The 15,933-nt window shown below is 75.1% G+C and carries 13 protein-coding genes; 4 read left to right on the top strand and 9 right to left on the bottom strand.

Annotated elements, in window-relative coordinates; translation table 11 throughout:
* Nucleotides 1–482: 482 nt before the first annotated feature.
* From ACFVUY_RS16380 to ACFVUY_RS16365, 4 genes are all read right to left on the bottom strand, one after another.
* Nucleotides 483–1,082 (bottom strand): TetR/AcrR family transcriptional regulator, encoded by a 600-nt coding sequence (locus tag ACFVUY_RS16380; protein WP_387694751.1) that lies wholly within the window; start codon nt 1,080–1,082, stop codon nt 483–485.
* A gap of 75 nt (nt 1,083–1,157) precedes the next feature.
* Nucleotides 1,158–2,207 carry an agmatine/peptidylarginine deiminase gene (locus ACFVUY_RS16375; protein WP_387694752.1) on the bottom strand — a complete coding sequence of 350 codons (1,050 nt, stop codon included), beginning with the start codon at nt 2,205–2,207 and terminating at the stop codon, nt 1,158–1,160.
* A 34-nt stretch (nt 2,208–2,241) separates the two neighbouring features.
* Nucleotides 2,242–3,963: an urease subunit alpha gene (locus ACFVUY_RS16370; protein WP_387730494.1), complete on the bottom strand. Its 1,722-nt coding sequence runs from the start codon at nt 3,961–3,963 to the stop codon at nt 2,242–2,244.
* A complete protein-coding gene (locus tag ACFVUY_RS16365) occupies nt 3,960–4,670 on the bottom strand; it encodes an urease subunit gamma (protein WP_387694754.1) in 711 nt (236 codons plus the stop codon). Before ACFVUY_RS16365 ends, ACFVUY_RS16370 begins: the two co-directional genes overlap by 4 nt.
* Before the next feature lie 708 nt (nt 4,671–5,378).
* Here ACFVUY_RS16365 and ACFVUY_RS16360 point away from each other — a divergent pair.
* Nucleotides 5,379–5,753, top strand: coding sequence for an ATP-binding protein (locus ACFVUY_RS16360; protein WP_380547894.1), 375 nt, complete (start codon nt 5,379–5,381; stop codon nt 5,751–5,753).
* 425 nt (nt 5,754–6,178) lie between these two features.
* Nucleotides 6,179–8,608 (top strand): SpoIIE family protein phosphatase, encoded by a 2,430-nt coding sequence (locus ACFVUY_RS16355; RefSeq protein WP_387730492.1) that lies wholly within the window; start codon nt 6,179–6,181, stop codon nt 8,606–8,608.
* A 64-nt stretch (nt 8,609–8,672) separates the two neighbouring features.
* On the opposite strand, the gene ACFVUY_RS16350 is transcribed toward ACFVUY_RS16355, so the two are convergent.
* From ACFVUY_RS16350 to ACFVUY_RS16330, 5 genes are all read right to left on the bottom strand, one after another.
* Complete coding sequence (locus ACFVUY_RS16350) at nt 8,673–9,779, bottom strand: DUF2637 domain-containing protein (RefSeq protein WP_387730489.1); 1,107 nt, start codon at nt 9,777–9,779, stop codon at nt 8,673–8,675.
* A 214-nt stretch (nt 9,780–9,993) separates the two neighbouring features.
* Nucleotides 9,994–10,917 carry a (2Fe-2S)-binding protein gene (locus tag ACFVUY_RS16345; protein ID WP_387730487.1) on the bottom strand — a complete coding sequence of 308 codons (924 nt, stop codon included), beginning with the start codon at nt 10,915–10,917 and terminating at the stop codon, nt 9,994–9,996.
* A gap of 160 nt (nt 10,918–11,077) precedes the next feature.
* Nucleotides 11,078–11,920 (bottom strand): hypothetical protein, encoded by an 843-nt coding sequence (locus tag ACFVUY_RS16340; protein ID WP_387694758.1) that lies wholly within the window; start codon nt 11,918–11,920, stop codon nt 11,078–11,080.
* 275 nt (nt 11,921–12,195) lie between these two features.
* Complete coding sequence (locus ACFVUY_RS16335) at nt 12,196–13,044, bottom strand: hypothetical protein (RefSeq protein WP_387694759.1); 849 nt, start codon at nt 13,042–13,044, stop codon at nt 12,196–12,198.
* A 174-nt stretch (nt 13,045–13,218) separates the two neighbouring features.
* Complete coding sequence (locus ACFVUY_RS16330; RefSeq protein ID WP_359908002.1) at nt 13,219–13,836, bottom strand: nucleotidyltransferase family protein; 618 nt, start codon at nt 13,834–13,836, stop codon at nt 13,219–13,221.
* A 130-nt stretch (nt 13,837–13,966) separates the two neighbouring features.
* Here ACFVUY_RS16330 and moaA point away from each other — a divergent pair, with 130 nt between their 5' ends.
* The gene (gene moaA, locus ACFVUY_RS16325) at nt 13,967–14,986 is read left to right on the top strand and encodes a GTP 3',8-cyclase MoaA (RefSeq protein WP_387694760.1); all 1,020 of its coding nucleotides are present in this window, start codon (nt 13,967–13,969) and stop codon (nt 14,984–14,986) included.
* 141 nt (nt 14,987–15,127) lie between these two features.
* Complete coding sequence (locus ACFVUY_RS16320; protein ID WP_387694761.1) at nt 15,128–15,898, top strand: HNH endonuclease family protein; 771 nt, start codon at nt 15,128–15,130, stop codon at nt 15,896–15,898.
* Nucleotides 15,899–15,933: the final 35 nt, after the last annotated feature.

Raw genomic sequence — 15,933 nt, 5'->3', positions numbered from 1 at the left:
GGGGTGTTCTTTTTTTTCAACCCCCCCCCCCCCCCCCCCGCGGCCGCGCGGCGCCCCCCCCCCCCCCCCGCGCCGGATGCGCGTGCGCAGGCACCACGGCACCGGCCGCGCCGGGGCCGAGTCTGTAGACCGGTCTGCATATTCTCTGCTCGCCCCACCGAGGTGATGCGCAGGAAGTCGGCCTGATCGACTTCCTGATGCGCGGGGCTGCCCCAGGGCCTCTTCGATGGCCGCCCGGCCGGCTGACCGGCTGGGCTTGTGCGCGAGAAGTCGGTCTGTCCGACTTCTCGCGCACGCGTGGGGGCGCATGTGTCGGCTGTGCTCCCGGTAAAATCTGTAGACCGGTCTGCATATTTTCTTCCCCATGCCCCAGGAGCGGCGCACAGGAAGTCGGCCGGGTCGACTTCTGGTGCGCGAGGGGCTCCCGGTGCGGGCGAGCTTCCCGAGAAGTCGGCCGGGCCGACTTCTCACGCGGGCAGGGTTCAGGTGCGCAGGAGGATGCCGGTGACGGCGGTGGCCTGGGTGAGGGCGGCGGGGCGGTGGGCGTCGGGGAGGCCGATGGCGATGGGGACGGCGAGGCCGTCGAGCAGGGCGCGGATCTGCAGGGCGCGGTCGGCGGCGGGGCCGGGGGTGAAGTGGCCGGCGGCGGCGCCCTCCTCGATGAGGGCGACCAGGTCGGCCTGCCAGGGGGCCTCGATCTCCTGCTGGCCCTGGCGGATCTCGGCGCTCGCGGGGGAGCGGCCCCACACCTCGACCCAGAGGATCCAGCGCGGGTCGCCCGCGCCCTCCGGCAGGTAGAGGCGCAGGTAGGCGTCGAGGCGCTGCCAGGGGTCGAGGGTGCGGTCGGCGAGGGCCTCGCGGCGGCGGGCGCCGAGCTGCTCCTCGCTCCAGCGCAGGGTTTCCAGCAGCAGCTGGTCCTTGCTGCCGAAGTAGTAGAGCAGGTGCCCGGCGCTCATCTGGAGCTGCTTGCCGAGCCCGGCCATGGTGAGTCCGGCGAGCCCGTGTTCGGCGATCGCGGCCCGGGCGGTGGCGAAGACCTCCTCGCGGGGGCGGGCCGGCCGGCGCGGGCGGGGGTCGGCCATGTGCGGGTCTCCTCGGTGGAACGGGGCTTCGGAAGCCGTCCGGGCGGGGCGCGGGGCCCCCGCCCGGACGGGGCGTCAGAGCGCCTTCGGCTGCTGCTGGGTGATGCAGTGGATGCCGCCGCCGTTCGCGAAGATCTCGCGGGCGTCGACGAGTTCGACGGTGCGGCCCGGGTAGGCCTCGGCGAGGATGGCGGCGGCCTCCTGGTCGCGCGGGTCGTCGAAGGCGCACAGGACGACCGCGCCGTTGGCCACGTAGTGGTTGATGTAGGAGTAGTCGACCGGCTCGCCGTCCTCGTCCAGCAGGACGGTGGGGGCGGGCAGTTCGACGACCTCCAGCGGCCGGCCCCGGGCGTCGGTCGAGGCGCGCAGCACGGCGACCAGTTCGCGGCAGACCTCGTGGTCCGGGTGCGAGGGGTCGGGCTGGACGTGGGCGACCACGACGCCGGGGCGCACGAAGGAGGCGACGATGTCGATGTGTCCGCGGGTGCCGAACTCGTCGTAGTCGCGGGTGAGTCCGCGCGGCAGCCAGATCGCCTTGGTGGTGCCGAGGAAGGCGTGCAGCTCGGCCTCGACCTCCTCCTTGGTCCAGTCGGCGTTGCGGCCCTCGCCGAGTTGGACGGTCTCGGTGACCAGCACCGTTCCGTCGCCGTCGACGTGGATGCCGCCGCCCTCGTTGATCAGCCGGGAGGCGAAGCGCTGCACCCCGGTCAGCTCGCCGATGTGCTCGGCGATATGCTGGTCCTTGTCCCAGCGGGCCCAGGACTGTGCGCCCCAGCCGTTGAAGATCCAGTCGGCGGCGGCCAGCGAGCCCTTGCCGTCGATCAGGAAGGACGGGCCGATGTCGCGCATCCACGCGTCGTTCAGCGGGCGCTCGACGATGTCGACCCGCTCGGAGACGTACTTGCGGGCCTCCTCGGTCTCACCGGTGTTGACGATCAGCGTCACCGGCTCGTACCCGACGATGGTGTCGGCGACGGCGGCCCAGGCCTGGCGGGCGGCGTGCAGCTGCTCGGGGCCGTCGAAGGTGGGGTTGGTGGTGGGGAAGGCCATCCAGGTCCGCTCGTGCGGGTGCCACTCGGCGGGCATCCGGTAGCCGAGGGCGGCGGGCGTGGGGGTGGTCATCATCGAGTCCTCAAGAGTCTGGGGCCTTGGCGGGGGGTCAGAGGAAGTAGAGGCGGCTGAGCGAGACGCTGTCCGCGGGTTCGGAGCGCAGCGGCGAGCCGTCGAGCGAGACCAGCCCGGTCTCGGTGACCTCGACGTGGCCGATGCGGGTGTTGCGCACCATGTCGCGCGGTCCGATGCCGCGGGTGCCCCGGACGCCGACTCTGCGGCGGCGGGTGGGCAGCCCGTCGGCGGCCCGGTCGAGGTACGCGCCGTCGGCGGCGGCCTGGGCCACGAAGGCCACCGAGATGTCGGCGGCGGTCGCGCCGTGGGCGCCGAACTGCGGCCCCAGGACGAGCGGTTCGCAGCGGTCGGTGGAGGCGTTGGGGTCGCCGGTGACGCCGTACGCGGGGAATCCGGCCTTGAGGACCAGCTGCGGCTTGGCGCCGAAGTGGTCCGGGCGCCACAGCACGATGTCGGCGAGCTTGCCGATCTCGATGGAGCCGACCTCGTGGGAGAGGCCGTGGGCGATGGCCGGGTTGATGGTGAGCTTGGCGATGTAGCGCAGCACGCGCTCGTTGTCGTCGCCGCTCTCCGTCGTGCCGTACGAGCCGGTGCCGTCGAGCGGGCCGAGTTCGGCCTTCATCTTGCCGGCCATGGCGAAGGTGCGGCGCACCGTCTCGCCGGCCCGGCCCATGCCCTGGGCGTCGGAGGAGGTGATGCCGATGACCCCGAGGTCGTGCAGGACGTCCTCGGCGCCCATGGTGCCGGCCCGGATGCGGTCGCGGGCCATCGCGGCGTCGCCGGGCAGGTCGACCTTGAGGTCGTGCGCGGAGACGATCATGTCGAAGTGTTCGCCGAGGGCGTCGCGGCCGAACGGCAGCGTCGGGTTGGTGGAGGAGCCGATGACGTTCGGCACGCCGGCCATCTTGAGCACGTTGGGGACGTGTCCGCCGCCGCAGCCCTCGATGTGGAAGGCGTGGATGGTCCGGCCCTCCAGCACCTTCAGGGTGTCCTCGACCGACAGGCACTCGTTCAACCCGTCGGTGTGCAGGGCGACCTGGACGTCGTACTCCTCGGCGACCCGCAGCGCGGTGTCCAGGGCGCGGGTGTGCGCGCCCATGTCCTCGTGCACCTTGAAGCCGGACGCCCCGCCCTCGGCCAGCGCTTCGATCAGCGGGGCCTCGTCGGAGGACGAACCGCGCCCCAGGAAGCCGATGTTGACGGGCCAGGCGTCGAACGCGTTGAAGGCGTGGCGCAGCGCCCAGGGCGAGTTGACGCCGACGCCCCAGACCGGGCCGAACTCCTGGCCGATGATGGTGGTGACGCCGGAGGCCAGCGAGGCCTCCATGATCCGCGGCGAGAGCAGGTGGACGTGGGTGTCGACGGCGCCGGCGGTGGCGATCATGCCCTCGCCGGAGACGATCGTGGTGCCGGTGCCGACGACCACGTCCACGCCGTCCAGGGTGTCCGGGTTGCCGGCCCGCCCGATCGAGGCGATCCGGCCGCCGATCAGGCCGATCGAGGTCTTGCGGATGCCCTGGATCGCGTCGATCACCAGCACGTTGCTGATCACGACGTCGCAGGTGTCCCGGACCGCGGCGGGCTTGAGGTGCAGGCCGTCGCGGGCGGTCTTGCCGAAGCCGGCCAGGAACTCGTCGCCGGGCGCCTGGGAGTCGGACTCCACGCGGACGATCAGTCCGCTGTCGCCGAGCCGGACCCGGTCCCCGGCGCGCGGGCCGTGCACCGAGATGTAGTCGTGCGGGGTGATGGACGTCACGACTCGACCTCCGCGTCGTCGAAGTGGGTGAGGTAGCCGGTGGCGCGGGCCTTCGCCAGGGCGGCCTCCTTCGCGCCGGGCGCGTCCAGCGGGCCGTCCACGAGCCCCGCGAAACCGATCGCGACCCGCCCGCCGCCGATCGGTACCAGGCCGACCTCGACGGTGGCGCCGGGGTCGAAGCGCACCGAGGAGCCGGCCGGCACGGCCAGGTGGGTGCCGTAGGCGGCGGCGCGGTCGAAGGCCAGCCGCGGGTTGGCCTCGAAGAAGTGGAAGTGCGAGGTGACCGAGATCGGTACCGCGGAGGTGTTGTGCACGGGGAGCAGCAGCGTCTCCTCGATCGGGTCGTAGCCGGCTCCGTCGCCGATCAGCGTGCCGCCGGGGGCCTCGTCGCCGAGGGATCCGGCGCCCTTGAACGGGTCGTTGACGACGGCGAGGCGGGTGCCGTCCTCGAAGACGGCCTCGACCTGGACGACGGTGACCACGTCCGGCACGCCGGGCAGGACGTCGTCGGCGGTCAGCACGGAGCGGCCGGCTTCGATGGCCTCGGCCAGGCGCCGGCCGTCGCGGGCGGCCTCGCAGACGGCGTCCGCGATCAGGGCGGTGGCCTCGGGGATGTTGAGGCGCACGCCCCGGGCGCGGCGGGCGCGGGCCAGCTCGGCTGCTGTGAAGATCAGCAGCCGGTCCCGCTCGGTGGGGGTCAGTCGCACGGTTCCTCGCTCGCGGTCGCCGGGGAGGGGGTCGGCTCGGGGGTCTGGGGGCCGCCAGGGGCAATGTTAGAACGTCGTTCAAACATCTCGGGTCATTGAACCCGCACCGGGCCGCCCTGTCCAGCGTTGCCGCTCCGAGGGGGTTCGGCTTGCTGGGCGGGGGATGGGGGTGAGGGGCGGCGCGGGGGCGGCGGGCCGGGAGGGTCCGCGGACCGCCGCCCGGACCCGCCGCCCGGACCCGCCGCCCGGGTCGGCGCCCGGGTCGGCGCGCGGCGGTGGCGGGGCGGGGGCGCGCGGTCGGGCGCACGGTCCGTACGGGCGCCGGGTGTGCGCGGGATCGGGTGATGGCGCCCTCGAAAATCGCCTCTGCGCTTCGCAAACCTGTCCGGCGCGGGCAGTTGGATCACGCGAACCACCCCGTGCCCCTTTCACCCCACGTGATCGGACGCACACTGTTGCAAACGCCGTCAACTGGGCATGAGGATGAGTGGTCAGAACGAGGGGGCCACCCGGCCGGCGGGGGATCCGGAGGCGGGGGCCCGGATTTCAGGGCGGGGGCATGGGTTGATGGACGGTCAGTCGCGATTCCCGCGGCAGCGGACGAGTTCCGGCGACGCCTACCGGTCCGGGCCGGTCCAGGGGCCGACCGGCAGCGCCGGGACGACCCTGCCGGGTGCACCGGCTCCGGGTTGTGCCCTGCACCGGCGGTTGCACCTCACGCTCGACCCGGCGGACCTGGTCGGGGTGGGCGCGGTCCGGCGGCGGCTGCGTTCGGCGCTGAGCCACTGGGGGGTGCCGGAGCTGTCCGACACCGCCGAGCTGCTCTCCTCCGAGCTGGTCACCAACGCGCTGCTGCACACGGGCAAGGGCGCGGTGTTCGACGCGGTGCTCGACTCGGACCACCGGCTGCGGATCGAGGTGCAGGACGGCACCAGCAGACTTCCCGGGCGCCGCCGCGATCCGGAGGCCGAGTACGCGACCTCGGGGCGCGGCCTGCTGCTGGTGGAGGCGCTCGCGGACTCCTGGGGCGTACAGCTGCGCGGCGACGGCAAGGTCACCTGGTTCGAACTCGCCACGCCCTGATCCCGGCCCCGGCGCCGGCACAGTCTCTCGGCATCGGCATCGGCATCGGCACCGGTCTCGGCATCGGCGCGGCCACGGCCCGACGGCCCCGGGCCTGTCACCGGGCCTGTCGCCGGGCCCGCCGCCAGGGTCGCTACCGGGCCCGCCGCCGGGGTCGTACGATTGTTCGCCGTCGATTGATTCGCTGTCGAAGGAAGCCCGGAACAGAAGGCGGAACGGAAGGTTTCCGGCCCGTTGGCATTGCCGCTCGGCCGAACATTGGCCAGGATGGTGGGAATGTGTGTCCACGTGCGGGAAGCAGCGGGGAGACCGAACCTCGACTGGCCACCGTCCGTCGCACCGTCCTATCCAGCACGACCCATCACACCGCCATGCGGCCCGTCCGGACGGTCGGCGCGGTCCGCCACGGCAGCGGCAGGAGCAGCATGCCCACTGAGCCCGAGTCGCCGGGGCCGGCACTTCCTCCCGGCGCGGCGCCCGCCGTCGAGCCGCGAACCGTGGAACCGCGAAGCGTGGAGCCGCGCACCGCCGACCCGAGAGCCGCCAGGCCGCGAGCGGTCGGACAGCGGGCCGTCGAGCCGCGCGTCGCCGAGCAGCCGGGCGCCCCGGAGCCGCGCACTGCCGGGCAGCCCGTCGCCGGCGCCACCACCACCGGGACCGGCCGGGCCCGGCCGCCCGCCCAGTCCACGCGCCGCGGCTCCGTGGTGCGCCCGTCGCCGAGCCTCGCCGCCGCGCGGCTGGCGCCCGTGCTGTCGGGCGGACTGCCGCCGTCCTCCGCGGACACCATGCCGGACTGGCTGGAGCCCGCGATGGCGGCCAACGGCATCGGCTCCTTCGACTGGGACATCCGCCGCGACGTCCTGGAGGGCGACCAGCGGGCCTGCACGATCGTCGGACTGGACGCCCTGGAGCAGGGTCGCTTCGACCGCACCGCCGCCTCCTTCCTGGCCCTGCTGCACCCCGAGGACGCGCCCGTGGTGCGCCGCCGGGTCGAGCGCGCGGTGGCCGAGCTGGGTCAGTGCGGCGCCTACTACCGCACGGTCGGGGCGAAGGGCGGCATGCGCGCGGTGCGCTTCCGCGGCCGGGTGCTCGCCGACGCCTTCGGCCGGGCCTCCCGAATGGTCGGCTTCGTCTGGGACGCCACCGTCGAGCTGCACAAGCGGGACCACGCCGACCGGATGGCCCTGCTGCGCGAGGACCGCTCCCGGTTCATCAAGGAGGCGGCGCGCGCCCTCTCCGAAGCCGTCACCGTGCGTGACGTGGCCCGGGTGTTCACCGAGCTGCCGCTGCCCGGGCTGCCGCCGGACGGCCTGGTGCTGGCCTCCTTCGAGGCCGGCCGGGCGCAGATCCTCGGGGCCTCCGGCTACCGCGCCGACACGCTGGCGGTCTGGGACCGCACCGTGCTGCCGCCCGGGCACCCGGCGGCCGAGGCGCTGCGCCACCGTACGCCGGTCTTCGTCTCGACCCGCGAGGAGTTCCGCGAGGGCTATCCCGAGGTGTGGGAGCCGACCAGCCGTACCGGCCGGGGTTCCTGGGCGTACCTGCCGCTGGTGGCCAGCGGCCGGGCGATCGGCGTGTGCGTGGTCAGCTTCGACGACGAGCGCGAGCTCGACGCGGACGAGCGCACCCTGCTCACCACCCTGGGCGGGCTGGTCGCCCAGTCGCTGGCCAGGGCCCGGCTGCACGATGCCGAGCACGAGCTGGCGGCCGGTCTCCAGAGGGTGATGCTGCCGCGCACCGTCCCGTCCGTTCCGGGCGTGACCACGGCGGTGCGCTACCTCGCGGCCGGCTCCGGCCTCCAGATCGGCGGCGACTGGTACGACGTGGTGCCGCTGCCCGGCGGACACGTCGGCCTGGTGATCGGCGACGTCCAGGGGCACGACGTGCACGCCGCCGGGATCATGGGCCAGCTGCGGATCGCGCTGCGCGCCTACGCGGCCGAGGGCCACCCGCCCGCCGCCGTGATGGCCCGCGCCTCGCGCTTCCTCGCCGATCTCGACACCGACCACTTCGCGACCTGCGCCTACGCCGAGGTCAACGTGGACTACGGCGTGGTCTACGCCGTCCGGGCCGGCCACCTCGACCCGGTGGTGCGCCGCGCGGACGGTACCGCCGCCGTGGTGCCGGTGGCCGGCGGGCTGCCGCTGGGCATCGACCCGGACCAGGAGTACCGGGTCACCCGGTTCAGCCTGGACCCGGGCGAGACCGTGCTGCTCTGCACGGACGGCCTGGTCGAGGCGCGCGGCATGGACCTGGACGAGGGCGTCGCCCGCCTCACCCGGGCGCTCGCCCGCCCGCTGCCGGACGCCGCGCAGGCCGCCCGCGACCCGCTGGAGGAGCTGGCCGACCGGATCGCCTCCCAGGCCGCCGACTCCAGCGAGCGCGAGGACGACATAGCGCTGCTGCTCCTGCGCTGGGACGGCCCGGCCGGCGGCCTGACCGCCCAGCAGCTGCGCCGCCGGATCGGCCAGGCCGACCTGGCGCGGGTGGCCGAGGTGCGGGCCGAGCTGCGCGACGCGCTGCGCCGCTGGGGCGTGGCCGAGTTCATCGACACCGCCGAGCTGCTCTCCTCCGAGCTGGTCACCAACGCCATCCGGCACACCGACCGGGACGCCATGTTCACCGCCCGGCTCTACCGGGAGCCGGAGGAGGACGGCGGCCGGGCCCGGCTGCGGGTCGAGGTGGAGGACGAGTCGGACCTCTGGCCGACCCGCCGGACGCCGGGGGAGCAGGCCTCCTCCGGGCGCGGGCTGATGCTGGTGGAGGCGCTCGCGGACTCCTGGGGTGTGGAGCCGCGCGGCACCGGCAAGCGGATGTGGTTCGAACTCAGCGGGACGGCGGCGGCAGCGGCCTGACCCCCCGTCCGGTTCCGGCTCCCCGGGGAGGCGGCGCGCCGCCCGGGGGCCGGGCCCGAGGGGATCAGCCGAACTGCTGCTCCAGGTCCTTCAGTTTGCGTTCCAGCGAGTCCAGCCGGGGCAGGGTGACGGTGTCCTCCTCCATGGTGAGGTCGATGGTGCGCCGCTCCGGACGCGCCGGCAGGCCCGGCTGGACGACCGCGCCCTCGGCCGGCTCCACCTCGCGCGGCGCGGCGGCCCGCTCCATCCCGGGACGCTCGGCCCGGACCCGCTCCGCGGCGGACCGTTCCACCCCGGGACGCCCCGCGCCGGGGGCCACGGCGGCCACGGCGGGCTCCGGGCCGGCCTCCAGTCGCCGTGCCGTCGCACCGCCGACGCGCCGCCAGGCGCTGTTGGAGCGGTTGATCGCCCGGATCTCGGCCCGTTCCCGGCGCCCCGCCAGCTTGCGGCGCTGCTTCTCGACGGTGCGCTCCCGCTTGTCCTCGCGCACCTCGTCGACCGCCTCGTCCAGGCTGCGGACGTTCTCCAGCAGCATCAGCGACCAGGCCGCGTAGGTCTCGCGCGGGGCGCGCAGCCAGCGGACGATGCGGATCTGCGGCAGCGGGCGCGGCACCAGGCCCTGTTCGCGCAGTGCGGCCCGGCGGGTCTGCTTGAGCGCCCGGTCGAAGAGGATCGCCGCCGAGAGGGACATGCCGGAGAAGAACTGCGGGGCGCCGGCGTGGGTCAGTCCGCGCGGGGCGTGCACCCAGTTGAACCAGGCCGAGGCGCCGGCGAAGAGCCAGACCAGCAGCCGGGAGCCGAGCGCCGCGTCGCCGTGGCTGGCCTCGCGGACGGCGAGTACCGAGCAGAACATCGCGGCGCCGTCGAGCCCGAACGGGACGAGGTACTCCCAGCCGCCGGACAGGCCGAGGTTCTGCACGCCGAAGCCGACCAGGCCGTGGAAGGAGAGCGCGGCCGCGACGCCGGCGCAGCAGAACAACAGGGTGTAGGAAGCGCCGCCGTACAGGGATTCCTTGCGGCGGCGCCGTTCCTCGGAACGTTCCCAGGAATCGGGGCCGGCGGTGGAGGAGGTGGCCCCCCGGCTGCGGAGCAGGGCCGCCAGGAGTGCGCTGACCAGCAGCCCCACGACCGCGGTGATCGCCCATCCGAGCGGTATGTCGGACAATTTCATCGCCGGAACCGGCCTCGCTTTCCTGCGTCGCTTTTCTGCGCCGTGATGGCGGGGACCATCATGGCGGATTTCGCGCGGAGGAATGGCCGATTCGCCGTCAATGCGCTGAGGAGAGGGATTTCTGACCCGGTGACCATCGCATGGTCATAGGAATGCGACGTGGGTTTTTCCAGGAATGGCGGGCTTTTCGAACCCGATGTCGAACGGCTTTTCGTCAACGCCGCGTGACGCGCGGGCAGCCGCCGCACATATCCCTCGGATCGGCGGTGTAGACGAGGCAGCAGCTGGCCCGGGACCGGTCCGGGGGCGGGGCGCCCTCCGCTCCGGGCGCCGGGGGCGCGAAACCGGCGCCCGGGGTGAAGGGGGCCGGGGCCGGGGCGGGACGGTCGTCCGCGCCGGGCGTGCGCGCGGGGTCGAGGGCCCCGCCGGGCGCCAGCAGCGCGGTCAGTTCGGTGCGCGCCCGCTCCTGCTCCCCGAGCAGCCCGCCCGCGTACCAGAGCCCCTCCACCACCGCGTCGGTCGCCATCGCCCAGAGCACCCGGGGTCCGCGCCGGGCCTCCGGGCCGAAGGCGGTGAGCACCGGGGCCAGGAAGGCGCCCAGGGCGGACCGCAGGGCGGCGGCCAGCGCCGGCTCGTCCGGCACCGTCCGGGCCTGCCCGGAGCCGGCCGCCCGGTCCTCCGGCAGGCAGGCGAACTCCGCCGCGCGGACGGTCAGTTCGACCGCGTCGGGGCGCCTGCGCAGCGCGACGTCCCGCAGGGCGAGCAGCGGGACGCGCCGCTCCAGGAACCACGGCAGCGTGAACAGCAGCGAGACCGGCCAGACGAAGCGGTGCAGTCCGAAGCCGGCCGCGACGTCCGGGCGCAGCGGCTGCCCGTAGCGGGTGAGGCCCCGCCGGGCGTCGTGGGCGATCAGCTCGCGCACCGCCTCGGGGCGGGTGGTGAGGTCGGCGGCGGGCAGCCAGCCGTCGCGGCGCCGGGGCGGGGTGCAGCGCACCGTCAGAACGGGGGTGAGTCCGGACAGCCGGTGGTACGAGGGGGCGCCCGGGGTGGTGGGAGCGGGGGCGGGGACGGCGGTGCGCGTCCCGGTGGTGCGGGGGACCTGCGGCCTGGGGCCGGGCCGGGTGCTGCTCGCGGTCATGGGCGGCCCCATCGGGTCGACCGGGGCGCCCATGGTCCGCCCGGCGGTGCCCGGCGGCACGGGCCCGTCGGACGCGGCCGGACCGGGGCATGGCGGTGCCCGGGGAACGGCAAGGCGACCTGGCCGGGGTACTGCTCCCCCCGGCCAGGTTAGCCTCACCTTAGCTGATTGTTCCTCCGGTCTCGCTCGCGATGCGCCCGTCCGAGGGAGGCCCCGGCGCGCGGGAGGCGGCCAACTGGCGCGCGAGCCAGACCGGCACCCCGCCCAGGCCGGCCACCAGCCGGGCCGCCTCGGCCCGCAGCCGCGCGGCCTCGGGCGGCTCGGACACCTCGGCGAGCGCCGCGAGCGCCGGCGCCACCCCCACCGTGAAGCCGAGTTGCTCGCGCAGCCGCAGAGAGGCCTCGAAGCCCTCCCGGGCGTTCCCGCGGTCCCCGCGCGAGAGCGCCAGCGCGGCCAGGTGCCGCCAGGTGTACGAGCGCAGCAGTTCGTCCCCGCGCTCGCCGGCGCCCTCGTGCGCCCGGCGATAGGCGATCCACGCGGCGCTGCGGTCGCGCAGCAGGTTCTCGGCCACCAGTCCGCGCCGGAAGTCCAGCAGCGGGCGGCCCGGGGCGTCCGGCGGCAGCAGCGCCGAGGTGCGGCCGAGGGCGGCCTGCGCCTCGTCCAGCCGGTCCCGTGGGCCGAGCACGCTCGCCACGTACGCGAGGAAGCCGCGGGCGCAGGCGGCGGCCGCGCGCTGCTCGGTGCCGGAGGCCAGTGCCTCCGCCAGGCGCAGCGCCTGTTCCGCCTGGGTCCAGTGCGCCGCGGTGAACAGGCACTGCTCGATGAGGAGTTCGGCCCGCCCCAGGGCCGCTTCCGGGTCGTGCTCGGCGGGCGGCCGCAGCAGTTCGGCGGCCTCCTGCCAGCACCCCCGGGACCTCAGCCGCCACACGGTGTCGCCCGGCTCCTCCGCTGCCGCCCGCCCCCGCTCCTCCGGGCCGCTCGGGTTCCATCCGTGCTCCGACAACGCCACCTCCTTGTGTGCGCCATCCGGCAAGCGCGCGGACCTGCCCCTGAGGCCCTGCCGCCACGACCCGCACGCATGGCGACGACAGGGCGAAAGGCCCGCGCTGTGGCCGCAATTCAACACGGGGGTGAGCTTGTGCACCAGATCACGAGCGAAGGTTGTTGCTTTTGGAGGAAAAATGATCTAGGGGTGCGCACGGGAGGAGACGCCGGAGGAGACACGGGAGGGGGAGGTGGGGGCGGAGGTGGGGGCGGCCCGGCGGGCCGCCCGGTGGGTCAGGAGGTCCAGCCGGTCTCCATCAGGGCCTCGGCGGCGCCGTTCGCGGGCTGCGGCACACCCGCCAGGTCCAGGCTGAACAGGGCGACCAGCAGCTGTTCGCCGCGCACGGTGGCCTGGTGCGAATAACCCGCGAGGGTGAACATCGCGGCGGCCATCTCCTCGGCGTGCAGGGTCTGCAGCCAGAGGCACTCGACCGACTTCACGTCGGCGGGCTCGGTCCAGGTGTCCACCTGGGCGACCATCCGGCCGCCGAGCAGGGTGACCCCGTCGCGCTCCTGGGCCTCGGTCAGCTCCAGGTCGTCGAAGCCCAGCCACTCCAGGTAGCGGGCGGCGGTGAACACCGCGTCCTGCGAGGTGCGCACCGGATGGGGGCGGAACGGCGCGCGGTGGCGGAACGGGCGGGGGCGGCCGGCCGAGGGCGGTGCGGGCGGGGCCGGGGCGGGCGCGTTCATCGGGTGGGCCGGGTACGGGCGGGCGGCCTGCGGGCCGGGGGCGGCGAGCGGGGCGGCGGTGCCGCCGCCCAGCCGGGTGGCGCGGTCCACCGGCAGCCGGACGGTCGCGCCGCAGTTGCAGGTGAACTCGGGCTGCGGCCACTGGTCGGAGCGGCCGCAGTGCGGGCAGCGCATGCTCAGCCAGGAGTCCTCCCAGGACCGGAAGCGCACCTGCACCGGCACCCCGCCGCGCAGCAGCGGCACCTTGAGCGAGGCCCCGCACGGGCAGGGCAGGGAGGGCGGTTCGTAGAGGTGCTCGCGGCGGCAGGCGGGGCAGCGGATCGCCCGGGCGCCACCGCCCGGCCCCGGCCGCGTGGGGTCGTGTCCGGTGAAGTCGTCGGGCAGTCCGGCCATCGCGGGCTCCGTCCGTCGGGGGCGGGTGGGTGGGACGTTTCCCATGCTCCCCGAAATGTCCGGCGCCGGGCGCGGAATGAGGCAATCCTCAGGGACGGATCAGGGAATCCTGCCCGCTCGGGTGGGGGCGGAATCCTCCCCGAGGGGGATGTCCGGCGGGCCGGACCGGGACGTTCACCCGGCGGACCAGCGGGCCAGGTCGGCGGGGGTGTCGAGGTCGTCCGGGGCGGCGACGTCGGCGCACTCGACCAGGACGAGCTCCGCCGCGTGCGCCGTCAGCAGGGCGCGGGCCCCGGCGTCGCCGCGGGCGCCCGCCGCCGCCTCGGCGAAGTGCCGGGCGCCGATCAGCACCGGGTGCCCGCGCCGCCCGCCGTAGGCCGCCGCGGCCAGTTCGGCGCCCGCCCGGTGGGCGGCCAGCAGCCGGGCCACCGCGGCCGGGGTGACGCCCGGGGTGTCCACCAGCATCACCAGCGCCGCCGTGGCGTGCGGCGGCAGGGCGGCCAGGCCGGCCCGCAGCGAGGAGCCCATGCCCTGCGCCCAGTCCGGATTGCCGACCAGCCGGCAGCCCGGCAGGTGCGCGGTGGCCCGCACCCGCCCGCCCTGCGCGCCCAGCACCACCGTGACGTCCGCGCAGCCGCCCGCCCGGACCACCGCCACCGCGTGCTCCACCAGCGGCCGGCCCCCGTACCGGAGCAGGGCCTTGGGCCGCCCGCCCAGGCGCCGCCCGCCCCCGGCGGCCAGGACCAGGGCGGCGACCGGGCCCGGCCCGGCGGGTGTCGGCGCAGTCTGCATGGGGCCAGCCTGCCCGGTCGGGGCCGGGGCGCGCATTGTGGGAAGCCACAAGGGGAAGCCGCGCGCGGCGGCCGCGGCCCGGCGGTTCGGCCGCTGGCCGGGCCTGGCCCGGGCCCCCTGTACTGGGGCGATGAACACCGCACCCCCACCCGTACCCGGGGCCGCGCCCCGCCCGCTGGTGGACCGCTTCGGCCGGGTCCACACCGATCTGCGGGTGTCGTTGACCGATCGCTGCAACCTGCGCTGCACGTACTGCATGCCGGCGGAGGGGCCCGCCTGGCTCGCGCGTGCCGAGGTGCTGGGGGACGACGAGGTCGTGCGGCTGGTGCGGATCGCGGTGGAGCGGCTGGGGGTGCGCTCGGTGCGGCTGACGGGCGGGGAGCCGCTGCTGCGGCGGGGGCTGACCGGGCTGGTCGGGCGGATCGCGGCGCTGGGCGTGGAGTTGTCGCTGACGACGAACGGGATCGGGCTGGCGCGTACGGCCGCCGGGCTGCGGGAGGCGGGGCTGGGGCGGGTGAACGTCAGCCTGGACACGCTGCGCCCGGAGCGTTTCGCGGCGATCACCCGGCGGGACCGCATCGGTGACGTGCTCGCGGGGCTGGCGGCGGCGAAGGCGGCCGGGCTGGGGCCGGTGAAGGTGAACGCGGTGCCGGTGCGCGGGGTGAACGACGACGAGATCGTGGAGCTGACCGCCTTCGCCCTCGCGCACGGGTACCGGATGCGCTTCATCGAGTCGATGCCGCTGGACGCGCAAGGCGCCTGGGAACGCTCGGCGATGGTGACGGCGGAGGAGATCCTGGAGTGCCTGGGGGAGCGGTTCGACCTCCGGCCGGTCGGCCGGCCCGGAAACGCCCCGGCGGAGGAGTGGCGGATCGCCGGCACGGACGCGGTCGTGGGGGTGATCGCCTCCGTCACCCGGCCGTTCTGCGGTGGCTGCGACCGGGTGCGGCTGACCGCCGACGGGCAGCTGCGCGCCTGTCTGTTCGCGACCGAGGAGTCGGACCTGCGGGCACTGCTGCGCGGTGGGGCGGACGACGCGGCGATCGAGGCGGCCTGGCGGGTGGCGGTGGCGGGCAAGGGGCCCGGGCACGCCATCGGCAGCGCGCGGTTCGTCCGGCCCGACCGTCCGATGTCGGCCATCGGCGGCTGAACGCCCCGGTGGGGCGGGGCGGCATGAGCGGGTGTGAGCTTCGACATGCTCCGGGCCGGCCCGTGGCGTCGGCTTGACCTGCTCTCGGGGTGCTGATCTGCTGGTTCGCCGTCACCCCGCCCCCGATCCCGGGAGTTCTCCGTGCCCGCCCGCCGCACCACCCTGTCCGCCGCCACCGTGTTCCTGATATGCGCGCTCGCGCTGGTCGGCTGGCTGATCGGCGGCCGCGACCACAAGTCGACCGGCCCCAAGCCCGGTGGCGGCGCTGTCGCCGGGGCCACCGGCACCAGCCCGCTGCAGAACCCGGACGGCACCAAGCCCGGCCTGGCGCCGCTGACCACCCCCGAGGACCGGAAGGCCGGCCGGGACGTCATCGCCAAGGTCGCCACCGCCGCCGTCGGCACCAAGGACGGCTACGACCGCAACGAGTTCGGCCCCGCCTGGACGGACAACGTCGACGGCGTCCCGTTCGGCGGCAACAAGTGCGACACCCGCAACGACCTGCTCGCCCGGGACGGCACCGGCGTCGAGCACAAGGACGGCTCGGACTGCACGGTCACCGCGATGACCATCTGGGACCCGTACACCGGCAAGAGCGTCCAGTGGACCAAGCAGCAGGCCTCCAAGATCCAGATCGACCACGTGATGCCGCTCTCCTACGACTGGCAGATGGGCGCCAGCAAGTGGGACAAGGCCAAGCGCGTCCAGATCGCCAACGACCCGCTCAACCTGATCCCCGCCGACGGCTCGCAGAACGCCTCCAAGGGCGACTCCGGCCCGGCCACCTGGCTGCCCGCCGACACCGGGATCCGCTGCTCCTACGCGGTGCGCTTCGCCCAGGTCTCGCTGAAGTACCAGCTGCCCGTCACCGACGCCGACAAGAAGGCCATGCTCCAGCAGTGCGACGGCTGACGGACCGTTGACCCCGGCCGGGGGCGGGTGCGATG

The organism is Kitasatospora sp. NPDC058063, from assembly GCF_042885395.1.
Classification (GTDB): Bacteria; Actinomycetota; Actinomycetes; order Streptomycetales; family Streptomycetaceae; genus Kitasatospora; species Kitasatospora lactacystinica.
The sequence above is the reverse complement of the archived record's forward strand: the minus strand, read 5'-3'. Positions and strand labels throughout refer to the sequence as shown.